This window comes from Psychrobacter jeotgali (genome assembly GCF_904846315.1).
Classification (GTDB): Bacteria; Pseudomonadota; Gammaproteobacteria; order Pseudomonadales; family Moraxellaceae; genus Psychrobacter; species Psychrobacter jeotgali.
Genome location: NZ_CAJHAF010000001.1, coordinates 3005760 through 3030167, shown reverse-complemented (window position 1 = coordinate 3030167; position 24408 = coordinate 3005760). Strand labels below are relative to the sequence as shown.

Sequence of the window (24408 nt, the reverse complement as noted above, 5' to 3'; positions counted from 1 at the left end):
TTGCAATCTAGAAGATTTTGGGTAGAATAGTCAGTCATTCGGGGCGTAGCGCAGTCTGGTAGCGCACTACACTGGGGGTGTAGGGGTCGCAGGTTCAAATCCTGCCGTTCCGACCAAATACTTAGTTAAATAGAAAAGCCAATCATTGTTTTCAATGGTTGGCTTTTTTTTGGGTTGATAGCGCTAGCTTTTATTTATACCAATAATGAGCTTAAACAGACGCTTTAGTAATCTTACTCAACTCTTCGTTGATTTTAAATACTTTTGATTTTATATCGCTAAAGCCAAATGATGTCAAACGTTCGGTATGCTTGGCTAGGTATCTGTTAGCATCGTCTAAATTATCAAAGACATAAATCCCGCCCGCTTCTTGAGTCTCTTCGTTTTCTGTCCATAACTTATAGACCAGACCGTTTTCGGTAGCAATGTCTTGAGCAAGTCCTTCCATTTCAGTGAAAAATTCATCACCAAAAGGACCACTATAAGGGAAATCAACTTGTAAAAGATAATTCATATTTTGCTCCTAAATATTATTTAATCTTATATATTGTCTATTGATTATAGGTCATAACGATATATTGTCAACTGTGCGCCAGTTTAACATCTGATAACGACCTATAGACTTTTATCCAGTAAGACGTTAGGGTAAATGCTTATTGTTTAAGTTGGTCTATGTTATGTCCAAGCAGGCTGCTCAGCCCTCTTTTGCCCTTATAGATAATGCGCCATGGGAAGCTTTTCGGCGACCTTACGTGCGTGATTTGGCTTATGTATTGGCCTGCCCAAACGTCCTGACCCAATGGTTAGATTTTGCGCCGCATCAAAACACTCATAGCATTTCTGTACACCCTGCTGATTTTTGGTTAGCCCAATTTAACGCTTATCAGCTGCGCTTACATGAGCTGGATAATACTAGTGCTTATCAAGAACTGACTCGTTATTTGCTAGCCCGTCCCAGCCCTAATCGTTTGGGCTTCCATTTTGAGGGTTTGTTAGCATTTTGGTTAGAAGATGGCTATGCACGCAGGCTGCATCCTTATGAGACCCTCGCTAACAATATACAGCTTTATAGTGGCAAGCAAACTACGGGCGAGCTGGATTTGATCTTGTACAATCATAAAGAGGCGCAAGTAGAACATTGGGAGCTGGCGATTAAGTTCTTTATGGGTTCGCCCCCGTTTGCCCCTGAAAACTGGGTCGGTATCAACTCCAATGACAACTTAGAACGTAAAATGACTTATATGCAAACCAAGCAGTTTCGTGCGGTGTGGGTAGAGACCGAGAGTCAGGGACAAGTCAAAATTGATAAGCGTTATGCGCTGATAAAGGGCAGATTCTTTTTGCCCATGAATCTAACTGATTTAAGTCAATTTAACTGGCCTGATTGGTTGTCACCAAGCTTTCCCATGCATAAATGGTGCGATAGACGGGATAAAGCTAATCTTACACGGCTAGAGAGCAGTCAACTGCGCTTAGCACATTATATCGAATGGTTTACCAAACGCAGTTTTTATGATGGACCTCAAACTAAAGCAGTAGAGTTAAATCAAAGGGAAGATGATTGGCTACCGAGAACAGGTTTATATTTTGAAGGTGATAAGCCCGTAGTTATCTATCCTCAACATCAAAATGCAGCAGATAATTAGCATTAAATAGTTTGTGCAGCTTTTAAATTAATACTACTTTTCAACTCATACTAAGTTAAGAACTAGTAATTCTCAATGACTTGCATCAGCTCATATCTGAGCATATCAGCGCTGGGCATGCGCTCGGCATGAAAGCGTACAATGGCAATACCCGCACTGGCAAGGGCTTTATCCTTTTTATCATCGGCTTTTTGTCTTGATTTACTACTGTGCGTCCAGTCATCAAGCTCAATGGCAACCAAGGTCGTCTGCCCATCAACATCGGTCACCACATAATCAACACTTTGGCGACAGATACGATTGAACCAAAAGCTACGCTCGCTCGTTTCCTCACTATTGGCTTCAATAATACGTGAGAGCTGCACTTGGACAAAAATATGATATTCCGGCAACGCATTTTTAAGCTTATGAAAAAAAATAACTTCGGTATCGGTCATAATGGGCATCGGTGCAAATGGCCAAATGGCTAAGTCATCACCGCGTACAGGCTGTGGAGTAGGTTCTATACTTTTGGAAGTTGAGCGATATCTTGATAGTAGCTTTGGTAACGTAATCAGTCCCAAAAAACCTAGCGCCAATACCAAAAAAATCATGCCAAATGACATAATATTGCCTTATAAAATGTTTAGGATGACTGGTTTTAAGGTTTTAAGATAAGCTTAAATAGAGCAGCCAATCACAGCGTGATGACCATTGGAGGTCAACACGGGTTACAGAAAAGAGTAATAAACTATAAATGAGGGCATACTACCTTAGCAGACCCTTATCTACAATCCTTAAACCACAAAACACGACAATATATGTCGTGTTCTGAAAGCTTTGTTATTAGTTGTATGACTGGCAGATAAAAAATTAACGCCAGTACAACACCCAAGCACTGGTGGTATCGACATTAGGATCGCTATTTACTTTATCTTTTAATGCCAGCGCCGCCACTTTACCACGCTCAGGGCCAACGATAACTCTTACACCGCGACTGGTGGCACTGGTTTTAACCTCATAGCCCGCTGCTTTAAATTTTTTGGCGACTTCATCAGCGGCTGCTTGGTTGCTGGCTAAAGCCACTTGGACACCAAAATCACCTTTCGCATCGGTTGCTTTAGCTTCCTGACGCGCTTCTCGTAACTTTTGCTGGGCGTCTCGTTTGGCATCAGCTGACTTTTTAGCCAGCGCTTGCTCTTTTTTACGCTTTTCTTCACGTGCCTTTTCGGCAGCAGCAGCTTCACGCTCTAAACGCTGGATTTGCTTACGAGAAGGAATGGTTAAATCCTGACCAACCTGCAAGCTTGCCGACGGCGATATATCATTAGCCTGTGCTAAAGCCTCAACTGGCACATTATATTGACGGGCCAGCTTTAATAAGCCGTCACCACGTTTAACTGTATAATCGGTTGGTGCTTTGGGGGGCTCGTTTTTAGCGGCTTCGGCAGCCGCTTTTTCTTCGGCCTGTTTTTTACGCTCAGCCGCCGCTCGTTCTTCTGCTTGCTTTTTCGCTTCAGCTTGCTTTTTTATTTGTGCTTCTTTTAGTGCAGCATCAGCAGCTTCTACTAGCTTTTTGGTCTCTGCGATTTCTTTGGTTGTGACACTGTTTGTTGTGCTTGTAACCTTATTAGCAATAGGCTGCGAATCAGTAGCTGGGGTTTCCTGCGCCGCTTCTGGGCTGTCTGCGTCACCGCCAGTGGTGGTCGTATTTTCTCTGTATTGTTCATTTTCAGCACGTGCTTTTGCCAAAGCTTGCGCCTCAGCGCTCTCTTGTTCAGCTAAGAATTGTTCCGCCCGCTTTTCTTGTTCAGCCACTCGTGCTGCACGCTCTTTTTGTTTTTGAGCCAAAATCCTTTTTTCGGTATCAATATCGGTAGTTAATGGTGTCGTTGATGCTTGCTCATTGGTGGATTCATTGACGATAAGCGGTACTTGAGCCTGCTCATCGCTTGAACCAATTTGCTGTACCATGGCGTATAGCATCACGCTACCGCCTATAATCATCCCGATGCCCAATAAGGCTTGTCTCGAAAAGTTCATCCGTTTACGTCTCTTAGTTGGTAATAAGGTTGATTGGTCGGCGCAGCTATAATTAATGCTCATGATAGAGCCATCAGCGCTTACCGTTACTTGTTAAAGGTTATCCTAAATCTACAGAAGCACCTTGATTATAAAGTATATTTTTCGTACTGTCTGCTATCAGTCTGTACTTAACATTAACATTAAAACCGCTCAATTCAAAGATAAGTCTAGCATTTTTCCAGAGCAGCAAGCGCTTCTCCTATGGTATGAAATGAGCCACAAACTACAATTAAATCCTGCGGTTCACTAGCCTCAATAACGGCCTGAGTCGCTGCAGCTAAATTAGCATATTCATGCCTATCAGCAGCCTCAATATAGGTCGATAATACGCTGTGTAATTGTGCTGTGCTGGCTGCTCGTGGATAGTCAATCTCGGCAATGAACCAATCGGTAATAGGCAAATCAGCTTGGGTTAAACGCTGAACCACTTGATCGATATCTTTATCACCCAGCATTGAGAATAATAACTTAATGACTGGGTTTTTATTATTTGATCGCTCAGCCTGCTGCTTAGATAAATGCTGTTGCCACAAAGGTAACAATTGAGCCAATAAGAACTCAACCCCTTGCTCATTATGCGCCACATCAAACAACCAATGGCGGTCTTTGAGCCTACGATAATCAAAACGCCCGGCTAGCTTTACCTTTTTCAGTGCTTGCTCAATAGCTGTAACGCTTACATTCAGTGGGCTTGCTAGCACTGCTGATAGCGCATTAGCGGTGTTCATAAGCGACAATGCTGGACGCGGCAGCTGCATAGTCACAGCAGCGTTACTATACTGCCAAGTTTGCTCATCGAGGACATCATAACTAAAGTCTTGTTCTACTTGATAAGCAGTTACGTTATTGCTGCTAATGGTTTGTTGGATACTATTAGGCATAGCGGCGGCGCCATAAATCAGCGTAATATCTTTACGCAAGATGCCCGCTTTCTCGCGTCCAATGTCCTCAAGATTATCCCCTAACCAATCAACGTGGTCGATGCCAATATTGGTTATTACCGCCATATCTGGATCTATGATATTGACCACATCCAAGCGCCCACCCAAGCCTACCTCTAAAACCCAAACATCGCAGTCAGCCTCAGCAAATATCAATAATGCCGCTAAAGTAGTCATCTCAAAAAATGATAAGGTCAAGCCGCAATCAAGCCTAGCTCTTTCTACTTTATTAAAGGCTGCAATCAAAGTTTGATCACTAACCATCTCGCCATTAATACGCACACGCTCATTAAAGACACTTAAATGCGGCGATTGATATAAGGCCGTTTTATAGCCTGCACTCTGGCACATCGCACTGATTACCGCCGTCGTCGAGCCTTTACCATTGGTGCCTGCGACTGTGAACACATAAGCATCATCTTTTGCTGACTGCACCACGCCCAATTGCTCAGCAACTGGCAGCACTCGTGACAGCCCCATATCTATCGCTGAGACATGGATTTGCTGCATATAATCCAGCCATTCGCTAAGCGTAGAAGCACTGGTGGGACTATTAGAATCAATATTATTAGAAGTAGAAGATGCGGGCATAAAAGAACCTATAAGTGAAAAGCCTTAAAGCGAGAAACTAAGATTGAGCACAAGTTATCAACCAAAATCAATATTCAAACCAAACTCAAAGGCAGTGTATAACAACCGGACTTAAAACCAAAATTAAATTATTACCGCCAAACTAAAAATAGCATTTATCGCTCATGACGATAAATGCTATTTAAAGGTGTTAAAAGCTAGGTTAACAATAACAAGCTAAACAGGGCTTAGGTTAGAATTAGCTTTAAGCAGTAACGCTGACTCTAAGCATCAACGTTGGGCTTATTACACAATTTTGCGAGCAGTCGATAAGTGGTGTCTATAAGCTGATGCCGATGAACTACTTCATCAATCACCCCATGCTCTAACAAGAACTCTGCACGCTGGAATGGCTCCTCTAAAGTCTCCCGTACCGTCTGCTCAATGACCCGCTTACCCGCAAAACCAATCATGGCTTTAGGCTCCGCCAGATGAATATCACCTAACATCGCCAAGGAGGCGGTAACGCCGCCATATACAGGGTTGGTTAATACTACGATATAAGGAATACCGGCCAAACGCATGCGCTCAACAGCCGCTGCGGTTCTTGCCATTTGCATCAAAGATAATAACCCTTCTTGCATACGCGCGCCGCCAGAAGCGGCAAAGCATACTAAAGGTTTCTCTTCCATCAGTGCCTTTTCGGCAGCCTGTACAAAACGGTCGCCGACCACCGAACCCATAGAACCTCCCATAAAGCGGAAGTCAAAAGCACAGGCGACCACATCAAGGTTACGCAGTTTTCCGTACATAACCACCAAAGCTTCACTCTCGCCAGTCTTGGTCTGCGCCTCACTCATACGCTGCGGATAGGGTTTGCTATCGACGAATCTAAGCGGGTCTTTTGCCGTAAATTCTTGTCCAAGCTCGCCATCCACTTGATCCAAGAACCATTTTAGACGCTCACGCGCCGTCATCGGTAAATGATGATCACAGTGCGGACAGACATAGCAGTTAAAGATCAGCGCCGTATTGGTAATCATCGAATGACAGCTGCTACACTCGGTTGACGGCTCCGTTTCTACAGCAGTCAGCGCTGGCGTTAGTTGCTGTTTAACCCCCGGTATTGGGCGCTTAAACCAAGAGTGCCGCGTCGGATCAACGGTATCGTCTTGCTTATCCTTAGCGTTTTTGTTGTCCATCTTTGTTATCGTATCAGTCATATTCATCGCCCTTATCCAAGGCTTTTCGACAAGTTTGCTCATTTACCTGTCATTTAGGATTAAATAAAGTCATAACCTGAGCCGTTATGAGGCACACTCAATAGCAAGTGTAACCATTTATATTTTCTTAGTTTACACACGTAAACTAAATTTAGCAAAGTCATTCAATCTTATTATTAGATATTTATTCGGATAATGGTCACCTATCAGTAACTTATGCTTTTAGACTATCTAAGGCTGTCCGTAATTCATCCATTTTTGCCATGATTTTTTGCTGCGCATCTGCGACCGCTGAGGCATCATTAGCATCAATATCAGCAAAGTTTTGCACCAGCGCACTACCCACGATAATACCATCGGCATGCTGACCAATAGCTTTAGCTGAGGCGCCATCACGAATACCAAAACCAACACAAACGGGCAAATCAGTCTCGGCTTTGATAGCTTGCACTTGGGTTGCCACATCATCGGTATCAAGCGTTGCCGAACCGGTCACCCCTTTTAGGGACACATAATAAATATAGCCGCCGCAATGGGTCAGCACTTGCTCACGGCGCTCAGGCAGCGTGGTCGGCGATAATAAGAAAATCTCATTCATCGCATGCTCAGTTAAATGCTGGGTAAAACTACCTGCCTCAGCGGGCGGCAGATCTACCATCAAAATGCCATCGACTCCGGCCTGCTCGCATAATTGCACAAACTTATCATAGCCAATAATCTCGACTGGATTTAGATAGCCCATCAAAATAATCGGCGTTTGGGTGTCAGTCTTACGGAACTCAGCGACCATGTTTAGGGCGCCGCGGGTACTGGTGCCCGCTGCTAAAGCGCGCTCGCCAGCCAATGCAACGGTTGGTCCATCTGCCATTGGGTCAGAAAAAGGCAAACCAACTTCGATCATATCGGCGCCGTGCTTAACTAAATCATGTAGCAAGCCTACGAAGTTACTAGGATTAGGATCGCCTGCCATCACATAAGGGATTAGCGCTTTTTTGTTTTGGGCTTTTAGGGTGTCAAAGGTGCTTTCAATTCGGGTCATAGGGTTCTCTTATGCTTATCAATACCATTAAAAGTTAGAGACTATAGTTTGTATTTATAGTCTCATTTATATAGCTTCATTTATACCTTAAAGCTCAATCCCTTCCGCCTTCATCACCGAGTGCAGATCTTTATCACCGCGGCCTGACATATTAACAATGATAGTTTGCTCCGGTGTCATAGTCTTAGCTAGTTTTAGCGCATAAGCACAGGCATGAGCGGTTTCAAGCGCAGGAATAATACCTTCTTTACGAGTGACTTCATGGAAGCCCTCTAACGCTTCCAAATCGGTACAGCCGACGTACTCTACTCGCTTCATATCCTTTAAGAAGCTATGCTCAGGACCAACGCCTGGGTAGTCGAGACCTGCAGAGATGGAATGAGTTTCTTGAATCTGTCCATCGTCATCCGCCATCAAATAAGTACGGTTACCGTGCAAGACGCCGATACGACCAGCGGCTAATGGCGCTGAGTGCCGACCGGTCTCAACCCCGTCGCCTGTCGCTTCGACACCGTACATCTTGACGCCTTCATCATTTAAGAAGTCAAAAAACAGTCCGATAGCGTTGGAGCCCCCGCCGACACAAGCAACCAGTGCATCGGGCAATTTACCGGTTTTCTCTAAATGCTGAATGCGAGCTTCTTTGCCGATAATTGCTTGAAAGTCGCGTACCAGTAGCGGATAAGGATGCGGACCTGCCACCGTACCAATGATATAATAAGTGGTATCGACATTAGTAACCCAATCACGCATGGCTTCATTCATCGCGTCTTTGAGCGTACGTGAGCCAGAAGTAACCGGCACCACTTTAGTCCCTAATAGACGCATGCGATAAACGTTCATCTTTTGACGTTCGACATCATCAGCGCCCATATAGACGATACACTCTAGACCTAAACGCGCCGCTATGGTTGCCGTAGCTACGCCGTGCTGTCCGGCACCGGTTTCAGCGATAATGCGCTTTTTACCACTCATCTTCGCCAGTAATGCCTGACCGATAGTGTTATTAACCTTGTGGGCGCCGGTATGGTTTAAGTCTTCACGTTTAAAGTAAATCTGCGCACCTCCAATCTCATCGCTGAGGCGCTTGGCATGATAGAGCGGGGTGGGACGACCGACGTAATTGACCAAATCATTGTGATACTCTTCCCAAAATGCAGGATCAGCCTTCACTTTGGTGTATAAGGTTTCAAGCTCTTCAAGCGCTGCCATCAAGGTTTCTGAAACGAAGCGCCCGCCGTGCACGCCGAAGTGGCCGCTGGCATCAGGGTATTGATTAAAATCTTGCACGCCTTCTGGATTGGTAAAAGTATTGATGGCTCGTGCGCCAGCAGAAGGGGCAGTATTGGAGACATGACTCATGATAATTCCTACGATAAGTGGTATTTTTTAGGATAAATATTGGGGTAATTTTTAACTGTTTTATTGGCTGTAGGGTGAGCTGTGGAGTTAGCCACCCAGTTAGCGATTTACATTGCGATCTATATCGCTACTTATATCACTACTTATATTGAAAGGCTCGCTACATTTAGCGTGGCGTTTTGCCATCGATCGCGCTTGACCGCTTTCATAAAGGCACGCATTTTGGCCGAATCTTTTTTGCCTTTGGCAGACTCAATACCGCCGCTAACATCGACAGCATAAATAGGCAGATCAAGCGTGTCAGTAACCTTATCGCTATCAAGCCCGCCTGCTAATATGATGGGTAATGGACTATCCTTTGGAATCAAATCCCAATCGAAGCTAGCACCGGTGCCGCCATATTTATGCTGATGATAAGCATCCAGTAAAATACTGCTGGCGCCTGCTTTGGCAAACGCTTCAATCTTTGCTTTGACGCTATCTACAGTATCTTGCTCAGCATTGATACGTAACGCTTTAATCCAGCGCTTATTGACCGCGCTTGCCAGCTGCTGGCACTCATCAGGAGACTCATCACCGTGGAATTGAATAATATCAAAGCTCACGTTATTGGCAAGCTGGGTGAGCTCCGCTGCGGGCATATTGACCACCAGCGCTACTACGCTGACAAAAGCCGGTACAGCAGCAGTTAGCGCTTGCGCTTGCGCTTGGGTCACCGCTCGTGGGCTTGGCGGATAAAACACCAAACCAACGGCATCCACACCCAACTGGGTGGCAGCATGAATATCAGTAAGCTGGGTAAAACCGCAAAACTTAACCTGCATGACTTAACCTTAATTACGGTGCTTTAGCACTCTGGCACTCTGAACACACGGCTCTAAACACAGTGCTTTAAATATGGTTTTTTAGATACGACACGAGTTGGTTCAAAGAGCCAAACGCCTAGTAACCGCTGACTATATCTTGTTGACGATAATATTAACGAGGTTAATGATAATAAATTGTTATTTCAGCCGCAAATGCATTGCATCCAAAAACTTATCCTAGCATACTTTTATTGATAGTTTTGTTTATGATTGAGAAAAGGATAATTGAATGCCAAAGAACGGGTCTACACCTAATAATAACGCTAATAATAATATTAAGAGCAGTAATAAGAGTAGTAATAAGGAAAGTACTAATGGCAATAATCCTAACAGCAGCTCGCCGCATTATTTGATGTGGTTTCGCCGCGACTTACGTCTCCATGATAATACTGCACTGGCAGCGCTATGTACCCGTGCTAGGCAAGACAATGCCTTTGTCAGCGCCGTCTTCTTTTTGACTCCTGAGCAGTGGCAAGCTCATGATACCTCGCCAGCTCAAGTAAATCATATCGGACGCACTTTGCCTATTTTGGCCGAGGACTTACAATCTCAATTGAATATTAGGCTCAGCGTTTATGTTTGTGCGCAGTTTGATGACTGTATCGAGGCGATTAATGAGCTTTGCACTATACAAAATATCAGCCTAGTGATGGCCAATCATGAATACGAAGGTAATGAGATCGCACGCGATGAAGAGCTATCTGCACAGCTAACCAAAAAAGACATCGAGTTTATCCGCTGGCATGACCAATGTATCCTACCGCCAAAAACCATCACTACCAATGATGGCGACAGCATGTATAAAGTGTTTACCCCTTTTTATAAAAAATGGCGACATACTTTAGAAGTTGGCAATATGGAACTGCACGAGGCAAAGGCAGTTTCAGCCAACAATCCAAGCGCAATGTCTTATCAGTCCATGACGCTAGATAACGCCATATCAGCCCATACGGTAGATACGATTGAGAAGTTAAGCAAACAAGTCAGTAGCGATTATATAGATAGCACAAAAAACGCCAAAACCAACACTGTCACCGCTCATCTTGACTACAAAGCGCAACTTACCAAGGCGTGTGAAGATTATCCCGCTGGTGAAAAAGCAGCGTGCCAACGCTTAGCACAGTTTATCGCTGATGACATTTGTAACTACGATGTAAGCCGCGACGTACCCAGCCTAAATGCCACTAGTCAATTATCCGCTTATCTGACTATCGGCGCGCTTAGCCCTAGACGCTGCTATTTACAAGCAGCAAAAGCACAAAACAAGCTTCATGGTAATGATAGCGACAATGACGATATCAATCGCTGGATTAGCGAGCTGGCTTGGCGTGATTTCTACCGCCATGTACTGGTAGACAAACCCGCATTAATTCGCCATCAAGCTTATAAAGATGAGATCGATAAAAAAATTAACTGGTCGTATGACCAAGATGATATTGCCACCTGGTGTACAGGCAAGACAGGTGTGCCTTTAGTTGATGCGGCTATGCGCTGTTTGAATGCCACAGGTTTTATGCACAATCGGCTACGGATGGTTACGGCGATGTTTTTGACCAAAGATCTATTGATTGACTGGCGCTGGGGCGAGCGTTACTTTATGCAGCAGCTCATCGATGGCGACTTTGCCTCCAATAATGGCGGCTGGCAATGGAGCGCTTCAACAGGCACCGATTCTGCGCCCTACTTTCGTATTATGAATCCTTTTAGCCAAGCTAGTTCTCATGACCCAAAAGCGATCTTTATCAAGACTTGGCTGCCTGAGCTCAAAGACATTCCTGCCAGCATTTTACATAGTGAAGATAAGCTGCGTAAGGCATTGAAAAAAGGCGGTCAGTTTGCCCGTATTAACTATCCAGCGCCCATGGTAGAACATAAAGCAGCTCGGCAATTGGCTATTGCTGAGTTTAAAAAAGAATAATAGAGTGTGATACATTTTAATGAATAGCTGTTCTTATTATGGCTGTGTTAATTAAAGCCACTTCAGCTACATTAATTTTGGCTACTGCGCTTGAGTAACCTTAGCTTTATCTTCACTATTGTTGACAGGTGCCTCTATTATACGGGTCTGAATACTGTAAATAGCATAGCCCAACAAGCTAAAACTGATGATTAATAGTATCCAAGTGGACAAGGGTAAAGCATCTTTAGATTTGGGTCGCTTAGTCACTTTGCGCTTAGAATCAGCAGACGGTTTATTATTAGGAGTTGTCATATAGGCCACCTTTTACCTTTACCATAACTTTAAAAGCACTCATAATCAGCTTATGAGTGCTAAATAAGGACTAGTATACCCTAATTTCAATGATTCAGCTTTATTGGCATAGGCTGTATCCTATACTAAGGCGTATTTGCAGGCATCTGACAAGCACCAGCACCTTGAGTGGTAACCGTTACCACCGCTCCTGTCATAGCAAATAAATGCTGAATCTGCGACTGGGCATTTTGTAGAGCCATGTTCATTACATCACCACGGCAAGCCCGTTCCAACACTTCTTTTTTGGCCATGCTTTGCGCTTGTTGCAAGATTTTCGGATCGACCTGCATAAGACCAAAAGCACCCGTTTGCCAGTCATAAATCTCGATATCATCTAAGTAAACTGAAAATATTTCTGACTGCGGCAAAGTGATATTAATGTGCGGCATGATAGAGACTGAGTTATTAGCATCGAGCGTTTGCGCCTCATTTTCATTGTTGTTTGGTTGCTCCGAAGGCTGTACTACCTGTACCATCTCGGGGGTAAGGTCGCTCAGATCGACGCCAGCATCCACTCTACCACGGGCAATAAACAAGCCCTTTTGTTCATCCTGCCACAGCTTCATCCAACTACCCGGGCGCTGACTAGTAATGACCGTATCGACGCTAAATGCCACCGTTTCTAGGCGATTCAGCTGCTGAATTTGAGTCACGACGCCATCACGAGTGACGGTTTCTATCGCCGGCTCATCCGGACTATCTTTGGCAGTCACCACCGCAAATATCAACGCCGCTAGACCAATAATTAATAGCAGCCACGACACTAGGGCAAACGGCTGTTTAGGTTTGGGATATTTGCTTAGATTACTCTTAGCTTTTGTAGACTGTAGGTTATTAGGCGTTTTCATATTTGCTACCTTATCGTTTTTAGCACCAATTATGTTACTGCTAGTTACAAAGCTATTATAAGCAATAAACCGATATTTTGTTATTAATGACGTTATTGTAGGAGTACTTCAAGTCTTAGCTACCAATCCCTTACAATTACTGACCACTTTTTCTTAATACTATTTCAAAGCTTTATCATCGTTCAGCTCTATAAAGAAAAAAAGTCATTGCGTCTTAGGCTAAGTTTACCTAACATAGTCTGATTGTGTCGATAAAATATCCGTTTAGATGAATCAGTTGTTATTATTGATAAAAGAGCTAATGTGATAACAGAGCTAATGACACTTAGCTACTAGTAGCTACCGGAATTTAATAGCTACTAAAAACATTCTACTATCTATAAAGGCAAGCTGGCGGCGGCAGATCAATATATCAGCCGAGTGCTAAGCGCCTTATTTATTCTTTATTAAAGATAAGGTTTCGCTTTACTTATGAAAGCCAGTCAATTTTTGTTTGCTACTCTAAAAGAGACCCCAAGTGATGCCGATATCGCTTCAAGCCAATTGATGGTGAGAGCCGGTCTTATTCGTAAAATCGCTTCTGGATTATATATTTGGTTACCCATGGGGCTACGCGTCTTGCAAAAAGTCGAGCGTATCGTGCGTGAAGAGATGCAAAACATCGGTGCGCAAGAAGTGCTGATGCCCATGACTCAGCCCGCTGAGCTTTGGCAGACTACCGGACGTTTTGAGGACTATGGTCCTGAGCTCCTGCGTTTCAAAGACCGTCATGACCGCGATTTTGTGCTTGGCCCTACTCATGAAGAAGTTATTACTACTTTGGCTCAAAGTGAGTTACGTAGTTATAAGCAGCTGCCGATTACCTTTTTCCAGATTCAAGGTAAATTCCGCGATGAGATTCGCCCGCGTTTTGGTGTTATGCGCGCGCGTGAATTCACTATGAAAGATGCCTACTCGTTCCATGTCGATCAAGTTTCGCTCGCGAAGACTTATCATGACATGTATGAAGCTTATACGCGTATCTTTACCCGCTTAGGCTTAAACTTCCGTGCGGTACAAGCAGATACTGGCTCTATCGGCGGCTTTGCCTCGCATGAGTTTCATGTATTAGCGGACAGTGGTGAAGATGATATCGCTTTTTCTGATTCCTCAGACTATGCCGCCAACGTTGAGCTTGCCGAATCTATATCATTCAATATGGCTGAGCGCCAACCGCCAAAGCAAGAGCGCGAAGATGTACTCACCGAAGGCATGACCACTTGTAAGATGGTCGCTGAACACTTAGATATCCCGCTTGCCAATACGGTCAAAACCTTGATTGTACATGGTCATAAAGAAGACGACACCCCGCAGCTTATTGCCGTTGTATTACGCGGTGATCATCAGCTAAATACCATCAAAGCCGAGAAAATTGAAGAAGCCAACGTCCCATTAACTATGGCGTCAGACGAAGAGTTAGCAGCAGCTGGTCTGCACAAAGGTTATATCGGCGTTGATTTGGATATGCCAGTGTTTGTCGATCGCTCGGCGGCTACTTTATCAGATTTTGTTTCTGGCGCTAATGTGGTGAACAAACATACTATCGGTATGAACTGGGCACGTGATGCACGTATTACTCGTATCGTTGATGTGCGCAATGTACAAGAAGGCGACCCGTCTCCAGATGGTAAAGGCACTTTGAAAATCAAACGTGGTATCGAAGTCGGTCATATCTTCCAGCTGGGTGATAAATACTCGCAAGCGATGAATGCTACCGTATCTGGTGAAGATGGCAAGCCCGTTACCCTTATGATGGGCTGCTATGGTATTGGCGTTAGTCGTATCATCGCTGCTGCCATCGAACAGAATAATGACGAAAACGGTATTATGTGGCCACAGACACCATCGGTCGATGACTCGATTGCGCCGTTTGAAGTCGCTATCATACCAATGAAATCAAAAGAAGATACCGTCATGGAGACCGCTACCGCTCTATACGAACAGCTCAAGTCGCAAGGGGTCAATGTGCTACTTGACGACCGTAATGAACGTCCAGGCGTTAAGTTTGCTGATCTTGAACTGATTGGTATTCCGCATCGTATCGTAGTCTCTGACCGTAACTTGGCTGAAGATAAGTACGAATATGTCAATCGCCGTGAGAATGAAAAGCTCATGCTTAGCCGTGAAGAAGTGCTGGCAAAAGTGAGTGCTAAGTAATTTTTAGCCATAACGTTTATCAATAGCAGAAACTTAAAAGCGCCTATCTTATTCAATAAGATAGGCGCTTTTTTTTGCTCGGTAGTTTATAGCTTATATGGGATGTGTGCTTTTATGATTATGGATTGATAGTGGACATAAAACTAAGCAACTATTGACGAATTAAACGACTGGGCGCTGGCAACAACGACTCATCACTAACTCGGCAAGGGTTGATGTCGATACCGCCGCGGCGGGTATACCAAGCACGGACTATTAATTCGCTAGGCTGATAGTATTGACTTAAATCAGCAAATATCTGCTCCACACACTGCTCATGAAAGCCGTTATGTTGGCGAAAACTTAAGATATAACGTAGCATACTGGCATTATCGACCTTATCTTTACTATTGATAGAAACCGCTAAAGTTCCCCAATCAGGCTGATTGGTTACCGGGCAGTTACTACGCAGTAGATTAGAATAAAACTCATAAGGCTCGCTAGTATCGCGCTCAGCTTCACTGGTGGCTGCATCACTTTTGCGCAGTAATGTAGCATCGGGATGAGCGGTCAAAGGCACCTTGTGCTGGCTGTCAGCTAAGGCTTCATCGATACAAACGCCACTAGGTTGGCGGATGCTAAACTCTGACTTATCATCGTTTAAAGCAAACAATTCAACTTGCACCTCGCTTTGCACGCACGCAGATAAATCCTTCGCTAACAACGCTTGGACGTCTTGCCATTGAGCAAACTCAGTAAAATTAATACTGTTTAAGTATAGCTTGAGCGATTTGGACTCGACAATATAAGGCGAGCTCGCAGGCACACTAAAACGAGCTATCTCTACTTGCGAGATACCTTGCAAGTTCAGCCATGACACCTCAAAAGCGTGCCACCAGTCGATACCAACTCTTAGCTTATCAGTTTGCCAACCAATAACATCACGCCCCATGCTGCGAGCAATAGGGTATAAGGTTTCAGGGCTGTACTCAGTTGGGTAATCAGTAGTTTGCTCACCTAAGATACCGTGGATACTCATGGTTACTTCCTAAAATTAAAAATATAGCTATTTTGAAAACTCAATTTATAAGCGGATCCGCGACCCATCACTGAGCAGACGATAAGAGATGACATAAAACACCACACAAAAAGCAAAAATAGCTGCCATCGAATAGAATACGTTCACATCAGAATAGCCCAAAATACCATAACGGAACGAGTTCACCATATAGACAATGGGATTCAATAACGAAACGTTTTGCCAAAACTCGGATAGGTCTTCCATCGAATAGAATACCCCACCGAGGAAAGTTAATGGTGTTAAGACAAAGCTTGGAATAATAGAGATGTCATCAAACGAGCGCGCAAACACCGCATTAATGAAGCCGCCTAAAGAAAACAAAATGGAGGTGCCCAGTACAGTAAATATGGTCACAAATAAATGCTCAATACCAAGATCGGTAAAGAACAAAGCGACGATAGAGACAATAATAGCGATGGTCAATCCGCGAAAGATACCACCCCCGATGTAGCCCATTAATATAGCGTGTTTGGAGACTGGAGAAACCAGCAACTCCTCAATACTAGCGGTAAATTTGGCACTAAAAAAGCTCGAAACCACGTTGGAGTAACTATTGGTAATGACTGCCATCATGATAAGCCCGGGCACAATAAACTGCATATAGGGCACGCCGCCCATCTCGCCCACTCTATCCCCTATCATTCTGCCAAAAATAACAAAATAAAGGGTCATAGTAATAACCGGTGGCAATAAGGTCTGTGGCCAAATTCTTAGAATTCGGCGAACTTCTTTTAGTAATATTGTACGAAAAGCAATCCACTTTTTAGACCATGACATGGTTTCATTAGGGTCTACCACTATTTTCTGATTCATAGACCTGACTCCTTCATACTGTCTTCATTTTGAACGTTTTTCTCTACTAAACGCATAAATAGCTCTTCTAAACGATTGGATTTGTTACGCATACTAGCGATGCTAACATCCTGCTCAGACAACTGCGTAAACACGCCATTTAGTGACTCTCCAGCAGTCAAAGTGACCTCAAGAGTGAGTTCATCCGGCTGTACTACTTCAGTCACCCCCGTTAGTTTTATGGGATGCTCGAGCGGTTTACTCACGTCTAGTACAAAGGTTTCAACCGATAACTGGGCGAGCAAATCTTTCATATCCGTATTAATTCGAATCTCACCATGATCTAAGATAGCGATGCGCTTACAAAGCTGTTCAGCCTCTTCCAAATAATGCGTGGTTAAAATAATAGTGGTGTTTTCTTCCACATTAATTTGTTGCATAAACTCCCACATAGAGCGGCGTAACTCAATATCCACCCCAGCAGTGGGCTCATCAAGAATTAATAACTTGGGCTTATGTATCAAAGCTCGAGCAATCATCAAGCGTCTTTTCATACCACCTGATAACTCGCGTGCTTTATTATCACGTTTGTCCCACAATCCTAGGGCGGTTAACAGTTTTTTCGCTCGAGGCTTAGCTTCTTTGGCAGGTATTCCAAAGTAGCCGGCTTGAGTAATCAGAATATCCTCAACCTTTTCAAACTGATTGAAATTAAACTCTTGTGGAACGACTCCCAGATACTGTTTGGCAATCGACGGATTCTCTAGCAGATCAGTACCAAAGATATGCACGCTACCGGTTGTTGGCTTGAATAATGAGCTAATAATGCCAATCATCGTCGATTTGCCAGCACCATTTGGCCCTAATAGGGCAAAAAAACCACCCTGTGGCACGGTTAAAGTGACGTCTTTTAATGCTGTAAACCCATTGTCATAGGTTTTGGACAAGTTTTTGACAGCAAGCGCTGGTACCTCTGACATGAAGACCTCTATATTTATTTAATAATTGATTTAGTAGCATTGATTAAAAATAACAATCTATAAAGTAGATAACTTAATGGGTTGAAATGAGGCTTCTGATGTCTAATTTCAACTGTCTTTAGCTATAACAATGTTATTGATAATATTAATCATCAGCCACAAAAAAGCGCCTATCTTACCAAATAAAATAGGCGCTTTTTTATAAATAAAACAACATAGCTGGATTAAACATAAATCATTGCTGCTCATAATACAGCGCATGAGTCAGCATCGTTTATAAATAGCTAAGTCCAATCCATAACTTAAAAGTTCTGCTAGAAAAACTAGCTGGCTTCGCTAATCATATAATCTACAGCGTTTTGAACTTCTTCATCAGGGATATCCGCGCCACCCTTAGCAGGCATAGCGTTGAAACCTTGAATCGCATGGGTGTATAAAGTCTCTTCGCCTTTGGCAATACGAGGTCCCCAAGCTCCAGCATCACCTAAAATTGGTGAGCCTAGCAAGCCCGCAGCGTGGCAAGTCTGACATACAGCATTGTAGACCGTAGCGCCATCACGAGGGCCACCATCAGCTGAGGCACTCGCTGCACGTGTGGTCACATTACACGTTTCGCCTTCATAGCAGATATTGCCGACTGGTTGGATACGAGCAATTAGATTCGGATACAAAGCGATGAGCTTTTGCACTTGGGGGGTATCTTCAGGAATCGGCTCTTCTTCAACGGCAGGAGCTGCAGCTTGTACGGTTTCTTCAGCGGCAGCATCTGCTACCGCATCGCCTTCTCCAGTATCAGCGGCCGCTTGAGTCTCATCGCCCAATACTTCTGGCGCATCCTCAACGACTTCCTGCGCCTCTTCTACCTCAGAGATAGTTACAGGGGTATCTACAATATCTTCAGCCTGGCTCACCGCGATACTAGCGATTCCTAGAATGGCAGCTGCCGATAACATAACTACTTTTCTCATTCGTCACGTTCTCTTATTACATATACAAATGGCCAGCAGGGATTAAATAGCTGGTCTAGCGTCTACTGATAATCTGTAATTAACAGTAGCAGACCTTGATTTAAACTGCGAACCTATTTGTAATCGGTGATTATGAATATATTCTCCCTGACATTATAAGGGAAAAGCGTGGTAAATTGCCATGCTTGTTTGTAGACTATCTTGTTTTTTCTTAAAAAACCTTACAAGCGAGCTTTGAGCGTTGGCATTCTAGCTTTTATTTGTTAGACTAGGCGGTCTTTATTTTTCAAACAGCTTAATCTAGGCTGTTATTTATAGTCAAAATTATTATCCTTATAAAGTTGACTGTTATTATGCGCTCGTAGCTCAGTTGGATAGAGTATCGGTCTCCGAAGCCGAGGGTCGTGGGTTCGATTCCCGCCGAGCGCACCATTTATTGTATTTTGCCTTTCTTTGGCACTTCCCCTAAAATCTATAAAAACACTCAACCACTTTCAAGCTTTATTGATTAGCCTAAAAGCTATCTACGCTTAAAACTAGCTATCCTGCAAATGAGCACTGAGCTGAGCACGGCTGGGGACACGGTGATAATTGATAACCGGCACCTCTCCTAAACGGCGCTGCCCCATCGCTACGCTTTTGTCTATCGTTAGCATCGCCACTTTTATCCCCTGTTTGGTAATCAATAGATGATTGGCACGGCGGCTCACTTGATACTCAGGAAAATGACGGCGGATAAGCTCATTAAGCTTGTGTAGGCTGTCGTTAGTCAGTGGTTTTGGGCTTTTATGGCTATTGTTAACCGTTTTTCCATTTTTACCCACTTTACTGCCACGTAGGTGCGCGATCAACCACAAAGCAGCAACGATTACCAGTAATATGACAAGCCACCATATTCCGTCTATCATAGGAGATATCCATTATTAGCGAGGTTTTGGTTATGTTAGCAGAATTATCCCCACAATTAACATCAGAAGTCACGCGTGCGGCAACTTTATTGCAGTCGGCAAAGCGTATCTGTATCTTGACGGGCGCGGGTGTTTCAGCCGAAAGCGGTATTCCTACCTTTCGTGATAAGCAAACCGGATTATGGGAGCAGTACCGTGCCGAGGATTTGGCCAGTATAGATGCCTTTATGCGTGATCCTGAATTGGTTTGGTCGTGGTATCAATGGCGGCGGCAGTTGGTACACGATAAAGCGCCAAACCCGGCCCATCATGCTATTGCCAAATGGCAGCAGCGTGCTGAAAGTCAGGGGCAACAAGTGACCCTAATTACCCAAAACGTCGATGACTTACATGAGCAGGCTGGTAGTACCACTACCCATCTGCATGGTCATCTATGGCGCAACCGCTGTAGTCAGTGTGATAGACCTTATGGCGACCAATCAGAGACCGTGGATAAGAGCACTTTGAGTTTTGATAGTGAGCTGATAAATTGCCCGCATTGTGACGGTTATATCCGCCCCGATATCGTTTGGTTCGGCGAGATGCTACCTACAGGGGCATGGCAGACTGCAGAGGATAGCGCAGCGCACTGTGAGGTGTTTATCAGTATTGGTACTTCAAGTTTGGTATATCCAGCCGCAGGTTTAGCGCAGCTTGCCAAAAGTAATGGCGCTAAGGTCATCGAGATTAATCCGAATCCTACGCCCAATACTTTGGTGGATATTACTTTGGCTGAAAAAGCGGGCATGGTTATGCCGCATTTAGTCCACAAGCTCAATGAAGAATGAAATCAGTAATCTAGAGCTAAAATCAGTATTTAGCGCAAAGCTTGATCCACTTTATTTAAATAATGCTCTTTTAGGTCGTCATCTATAAATGAGGATCTAAAAGAGTTTTTTACTAAAGTCACAATATCATCTTCTGTTAATGATAAGTGCTCATATAAATTGATAAAGTTCTGATTGATATAACCTTTAAAATAAGCAGGATCGTCTGAATTGACGCAGACATTCAGGCCGTAATCCAATAGCTGCTTTATATTATGCTGCTCATAACTGTCAAAGACCTTGAGCTCAATATTTGAGTTTGGGCAAACGGTAAGCGGTATCTGCTCCGCTTTTAGCCTTTGCATCAGCTCATTACTGCCGATGGATTGCACCCCATGGTCAATTCTATCGATAGCTAATAAATCTATCGCTTCATAAATGTAGGAAAAGTCAGCTTCTTCACCCGCATGAGCGACCAATTTAAAGCCTTCTTCTTTCGCCTGTTGAAAGACCTCTTTGAACTTTGACGGCGGATTGCCTAATTCTGCTGAATCAAGTCCAATGCCCGTAATATCGTCTTTATATGCCAAAGCTTGGGTTAAGGTGTCAAAAGCATCTTGCTGCGATAGGTGTCTTAAGAAACACATGATAATACCGGACGTGATGCCATAACGCGCTTGGGCGTCATCTAGCGCTGACTTTATGCCATTTATCACGGTCTCAAAAGCGATACCTCTAGCGGTATGGGTTTGCGGATCAAAGAATATCTCGGTATGCACCACGTTATCTTCAACGCATTTTTGGATATATTCCCACGTCAAATCATAAAAGTCGTCTTGGGTCACAAGGACGTTGGCACCGGCATAATAGATGTCTAAAAAGCTTTGCAGATTAGTAAAGTTATAAGCTTGGCGCACATCCTCTATGGTTTTATAAGGGATATCTATTTGGTTCTTTTGGGCCAACTTAAACATCAGCTCGGGCTCTAGTGAGCCTTCAATATGTAAATGTAGTTCAGCTTTGGGTAGTTTTTTTATTAGATTAATCATAATAGGAATCTTAGACCGTCCTTTATATACGAGCTTGATGTTTAGCTTTGAGATGATAATACTATCTATGATAATAGTATTACTTTAAGAACACCACGGTATCAGACAGCTCATTACCCGATGGGTCGTGCTCTAAATGATAGTATTGACGCAGGAGCTGGCCCACTTCATTTAGCAGATCACTTAAGCTCTCTTCTATTTTATTATTGGCAATACCCGCCAGCGCTTTATCGCACATCGCTCGCCATACCGTAGGACTGACATGGGTGCTAATCCCTCGATCAGCGACAATCTCTAAACCATGCTCGCAAAGATTGACATAAACTAAGACTCCAGTGTTCTCTTCAGTATCCCACACCCTATATTCACTAAATAAATCAATAGCACGTTCATGACAATCTATATGATACGCCGCTTGAATCGGCAGATGATTTTCTATCACTAAAAACACCTCACCGCGATGACCTTTTTCTGCCTCAGTCACTTTTGCCGTCAGGCGCGCTTTGCTCTCTGGGGTGAGCCACCTGCTGTGTAGCATAGGTACATACAGGACTTGACGCCACCAACGAGCAAGGCTTGCCTTTGATGCAGGTAGGTTGTTTTGTGTCATTATATTAAATCCTTATTACGCTATTGCTCACTGTCAGCAGGTAAGTATAAAGCCAAATCGCTTTTATGCTATACATTTGCTGCGCTATAATGCTAAGTTTATTACTTAGAGGCTATGACACCAAGGCCAAGATAGTTTTTAAGTCTAAATTACCACGAACCACCAGCGCCGCCGCCACCGAAGCCGCCACCACCGCCGCCAAAGCCACCACCACCGAAGCCGCCGCCGCTACTACCGCCGCCCATACCTGGCAGGAATATCATTCCACCGCCACCACCGCCGCCGCGTCCTCCACGACCACCACCTGAGCCCCGTGAGATTAAGAACATCCACAAAAATATGGCCATTATCAGAGTCATAAAGAAGCCGCCGCCTAAAGCAAGCGAACCTGCAAAAAAGCCGCCAGCGGTCAAGATAGAACCAAGGACACGACCAAAGATACTGGTAATAAAGCTACCAAATATCATCGCCATAATAAATAAGAAAATCGGTGAAGGCAGCTCATCTGCCCCCTGCTGTGCCTCTCGTGCCGCAGCTTGCTCATCAGCGCGCGCCAACACCTCAGGGTCAGCGGTCAGACGGGTTTCAATACTATTAACCCCAGCCAAGATGCCCGATGCATAGTCATTTTGCTTAAAATAAGGAGTGATATCTTCACGAATAATACGGTTGAGCGCTGCATCAGGTAGGACGCCTTCTAGCCCATAGCCGGACTGGATGTACATATTTCTATCATTAACAGCGACTAATATCAGCAAGCCATCATCAGTATCGGCTTCGCCTAAACCCCATTCCTCAGCGACCTGTAACGAGTAATCAAAAATAGGGACACCATTGGTTGTGGGTACGATGACTACTGCCGCTTGCGCTAAGCCTTGCCGATAGATACCTTGAAGCTGAGACTCCAAACGTAGCTTTTCTTGAGGATTTAGGATATTAGCTTGATCAACTACTGGATTGTTCAAAATCAGTTTATCAGCATCGACGCCTGTCGCCGTTGATTGGATCGGGGTGGTAGTCGTTTCTCTATTGGTTGTATCCGCACTGTTGTTAGCTGCATTAGGGTTGATGGCATCGTTGCCTAATATAGCCTCGTTAATAGCTTCATTTCCGAGTACAGCATCATTGATAGCTTCGTTAGACTCAGCCGCTTTAGCGATAGCAACTAGGTCCTCAACACTACGGCTCTGCGTAGTTGCAGCCGAGTTATCAGTAGCGATAGCCACTTCATCATTTTGGGCGGCATATAGCGCCGTTGCACTACTGGCACTTAGAGTGAATAGTAATACGGACATGATTGCTTTAGCGTTATTCATCTGATCTCTACCACCTTAAGTGACACTTGTACGGGTTTTACCAATATTATTAAGCAAGGAATAATCGCAAGCTTAATAACTTTATCGCTATTAATTATAGCTACTGTTGCCATTGCTTATAGCTATTGAGAGCTAGCAAAGATTAATAAAGCGGCGCATGAATACCTATCCAACTGAGCCGCTTTATTTATTGTGACTGACTTATTTATCAATAAAATTAGTTATCGCCAAAGTTAACAGTCGGTGCGGTTGAGATGGCTTCTTCATCGGCAACCGTAAAGTTGGGCTTGGCATCCATACCGAATACTTTAGCAGTAATGTTGGTTGGGAACTGACGCACGGTTGTATTATAGCCTTGAACTTCTTGGATATAACGGTTACGGGCGACCGCAATACGGTTTTCAGTGCCTTCTAACTGCGCCTGCAAGTCTTGGAAGAGCGCATCAGATTTTAGTTCAGGATAACGCTCAGAAACTGCCATTAGGCGAGATAACGCTCCTGTCATTTGCGCTTGCGCTTCAGCATAACGCTCCATAGCTTCTGGGTCATTCAACAACTCAGGAGTCACGGTAATGCCGCCTGCTTGCGAGCGGGCTGCCGCCACTTGGGTGAATACTTCTTGTTCTTGTTCAGCATACTGTTTGACCACTTCTACCAAATTCGGTACTAAGTCTGTACGGCGCTGATATTGGTTGACAACCTCTGACCACGAGGCGGTAACCTGCTCATCTTGTGCCTGTAAACTGTTATAACCACAACCGCTTAAGCCAACAGTTGAAGTAGCTAGTACTGCTGATAACAATATAGGTTTTATAATAGACTGCCGTTTCATGCTCATCTCTCCAAAAGGTAAAATTCTACAGAACCTGTTTATAAGTATTACATAGATTCTGGTATCTAGATTTAGGTG

23 protein-coding genes and 2 tRNA genes are annotated in these 24408 nt (G+C 44.1%); 6 read left to right on the top strand and 19 right to left on the bottom strand.

Annotation, left to right across the window (positions count from 1 at the left end; genetic code table 11):
* The first annotated feature begins 39 nt into the window (after positions 1-39).
* Positions 40-116 (top strand) — tRNA-Pro (locus tag JMX18_RS12590).
* Positions 117-211: 95 nt separating this feature from the next.
* Here the strand turns inward: JMX18_RS12590 and JMX18_RS12585 are convergent.
* The gene (locus JMX18_RS12585; RefSeq protein WP_201588081.1) at positions 212-514 is read right to left on the bottom strand and encodes a monooxygenase; all 303 of its coding nucleotides are present in this window, start codon (positions 512-514) and stop codon (positions 212-214) included.
* Positions 515-677: 163 nt separating this feature from the next.
* On the opposite strand from JMX18_RS12585, the gene JMX18_RS12580 reads away from it, so the two are divergent.
* Positions 678-1646 (top strand): DUF1853 family protein, encoded by a 969-nt coding sequence (locus JMX18_RS12580; RefSeq protein ID WP_201588080.1) that lies wholly within the window; start codon positions 678-680, stop codon positions 1644-1646.
* A gap of 62 nt (positions 1647-1708) precedes the next feature.
* Here JMX18_RS12580 and JMX18_RS12575 read toward each other — a convergent pair whose 3' ends face one another.
* From JMX18_RS12575 to JMX18_RS12545, 7 genes are all read right to left on the bottom strand, one after another.
* Entirely contained in the window at positions 1709-2251 is a 543-nt protein-coding gene (locus JMX18_RS12575) for a DUF2726 domain-containing protein (RefSeq protein WP_201588079.1), read from the bottom strand.
* Between the two features lie 247 nt (positions 2252-2498).
* On the bottom strand, positions 2499-3668 hold the full coding sequence (locus JMX18_RS12570; protein WP_201588354.1) for an SPOR and LysM peptidoglycan-binding domain-containing protein: 1170 nt from the start codon (positions 3666-3668) through the stop codon (positions 2499-2501).
* A 209-nt stretch (positions 3669-3877) separates the two neighbouring features.
* Positions 3878-5242, bottom strand: coding sequence for a bifunctional tetrahydrofolate synthase/dihydrofolate synthase (gene folC / locus JMX18_RS12565; protein ID WP_201588078.1), 1365 nt, complete (start codon positions 5240-5242; stop codon positions 3878-3880).
* Between the two features lie 263 nt (positions 5243-5505).
* On the bottom strand, positions 5506-6423 hold the full coding sequence (gene accD, locus JMX18_RS12560) for an acetyl-CoA carboxylase, carboxyltransferase subunit beta (protein ID WP_227674712.1): 918 nt from the start codon (positions 6421-6423) through the stop codon (positions 5506-5508).
* A gap of 235 nt (positions 6424-6658) precedes the next feature.
* Complete coding sequence (gene trpA / locus JMX18_RS12555; protein ID WP_201588076.1) at positions 6659-7483, bottom strand: tryptophan synthase subunit alpha; 825 nt, start codon at positions 7481-7483, stop codon at positions 6659-6661.
* An 87-nt stretch (positions 7484-7570) separates the two neighbouring features.
* Positions 7571-8845: a tryptophan synthase subunit beta gene (gene trpB, locus JMX18_RS12550; RefSeq protein WP_227674661.1), complete on the bottom strand. Its 1275-nt coding sequence runs from the start codon at positions 8843-8845 to the stop codon at positions 7571-7573.
* A 143-nt stretch (positions 8846-8988) separates the two neighbouring features.
* Complete coding sequence (locus tag JMX18_RS12545) at positions 8989-9669, bottom strand: phosphoribosylanthranilate isomerase (RefSeq protein ID WP_201588075.1); 681 nt, start codon at positions 9667-9669, stop codon at positions 8989-8991.
* Between the two features lie 394 nt (positions 9670-10063).
* Between JMX18_RS12545 and JMX18_RS12540 the strand changes: the two genes are divergently transcribed.
* Positions 10064-11629, top strand: a complete 1566-nt coding sequence (locus tag JMX18_RS12540; protein ID WP_406947376.1) for a cryptochrome/photolyase family protein — start codon at positions 10064-10066, stop codon at positions 11627-11629.
* 81 nt (positions 11630-11710) lie between these two features.
* On the opposite strand, the gene JMX18_RS12535 is transcribed toward JMX18_RS12540, so the two are convergent.
* Together JMX18_RS12535 and JMX18_RS12530 are read right to left on the bottom strand one after the other, a co-directional pair.
* Positions 11711-11923, bottom strand: a complete 213-nt coding sequence (locus JMX18_RS12535; protein WP_201588073.1) for a hypothetical protein — start codon at positions 11921-11923, stop codon at positions 11711-11713.
* Positions 11924-12048: 125 nt separating this feature from the next.
* The gene (locus JMX18_RS12530; RefSeq protein WP_201588072.1) at positions 12049-12813 is read right to left on the bottom strand and encodes a DUF4230 domain-containing protein; all 765 of its coding nucleotides are present in this window, start codon (positions 12811-12813) and stop codon (positions 12049-12051) included.
* A gap of 471 nt (positions 12814-13284) precedes the next feature.
* Here JMX18_RS12530 and JMX18_RS12525 point away from each other — a divergent pair, with 471 nt between their 5' ends.
* Positions 13285-15009: a proline--tRNA ligase gene (locus JMX18_RS12525; RefSeq protein WP_201588071.1), complete on the top strand. Its 1725-nt coding sequence runs from the start codon at positions 13285-13287 to the stop codon at positions 15007-15009.
* Positions 15010-15160: 151 nt separating this feature from the next.
* Here the strand turns inward: JMX18_RS12525 and queF are convergent, their stop codons facing one another.
* The 4 genes from queF to JMX18_RS12505 form a co-directional block, all read right to left on the bottom strand.
* A complete protein-coding gene (gene queF, locus JMX18_RS12520) occupies positions 15161-16027 on the bottom strand; it encodes an NADPH-dependent 7-cyano-7-deazaguanine reductase QueF (RefSeq protein ID WP_201588070.1) in 867 nt (288 codons plus the stop codon).
* A gap of 45 nt (positions 16028-16072) precedes the next feature.
* Complete coding sequence (locus JMX18_RS12515; RefSeq protein ID WP_201588352.1) at positions 16073-16846, bottom strand: ABC transporter permease; 774 nt, start codon at positions 16844-16846, stop codon at positions 16073-16075.
* A 32-nt stretch (positions 16847-16878) separates the two neighbouring features.
* Entirely contained in the window at positions 16879-17841 is a 963-nt protein-coding gene (locus tag JMX18_RS12510; RefSeq protein ID WP_201588069.1) for an ABC transporter ATP-binding protein, read from the bottom strand.
* Positions 17842-18164: 323 nt separating this feature from the next.
* Entirely contained in the window at positions 18165-18794 is a 630-nt protein-coding gene (locus JMX18_RS12505; protein ID WP_227674660.1) for a c-type cytochrome, read from the bottom strand.
* 370 nt (positions 18795-19164) lie between these two features.
* On the opposite strand from JMX18_RS12505, the gene JMX18_RS12500 reads away from it, so the two are divergent.
* A tRNA-Arg gene (locus tag JMX18_RS12500) sits at positions 19165-19241 on the top strand.
* A gap of 104 nt (positions 19242-19345) precedes the next feature.
* On the opposite strand, the gene JMX18_RS12495 is transcribed toward JMX18_RS12500, so the two are convergent.
* Positions 19346-19717 carry a hypothetical protein gene (locus JMX18_RS12495; RefSeq protein WP_201588067.1) on the bottom strand — a complete coding sequence of 124 codons (372 nt, stop codon included), beginning with the start codon at positions 19715-19717 and terminating at the stop codon, positions 19346-19348.
* A gap of 32 nt (positions 19718-19749) precedes the next feature.
* Between JMX18_RS12495 and JMX18_RS12490 the strand changes: the two genes are divergently transcribed.
* Positions 19750-20544 (top strand): SIR2 family NAD-dependent protein deacylase, encoded by a 795-nt coding sequence (locus JMX18_RS12490; protein ID WP_201588066.1) that lies wholly within the window; start codon positions 19750-19752, stop codon positions 20542-20544.
* Between the two features lie 29 nt (positions 20545-20573).
* Here JMX18_RS12490 and JMX18_RS12485 read toward each other — a convergent pair whose 3' ends face one another.
* The 4 genes from JMX18_RS12485 to JMX18_RS12470 all read right to left on the bottom strand — a co-directional run bounded on the left by JMX18_RS12485 (position 20574) and on the right by JMX18_RS12470 (position 24330).
* The gene (locus JMX18_RS12485; RefSeq protein WP_201588065.1) at positions 20574-21572 is read right to left on the bottom strand and encodes an adenosine deaminase; all 999 of its coding nucleotides are present in this window, start codon (positions 21570-21572) and stop codon (positions 20574-20576) included.
* 79 nt (positions 21573-21651) lie between these two features.
* On the bottom strand, positions 21652-22182 hold the full coding sequence (locus JMX18_RS12480; protein WP_201588064.1) for a TPM domain-containing protein: 531 nt from the start codon (positions 22180-22182) through the stop codon (positions 21652-21654).
* Positions 22183-22331: 149 nt separating this feature from the next.
* Complete coding sequence (locus JMX18_RS12475) at positions 22332-23498, bottom strand: TPM domain-containing protein (protein ID WP_201588063.1); 1167 nt, start codon at positions 23496-23498, stop codon at positions 22332-22334.
* 217 nt (positions 23499-23715) lie between these two features.
* Positions 23716-24330, bottom strand: a complete 615-nt coding sequence (locus JMX18_RS12470; RefSeq protein WP_201588062.1) for a LemA family protein — start codon at positions 24328-24330, stop codon at positions 23716-23718.
* Positions 24331-24408 lie beyond the last annotated feature (78 nt).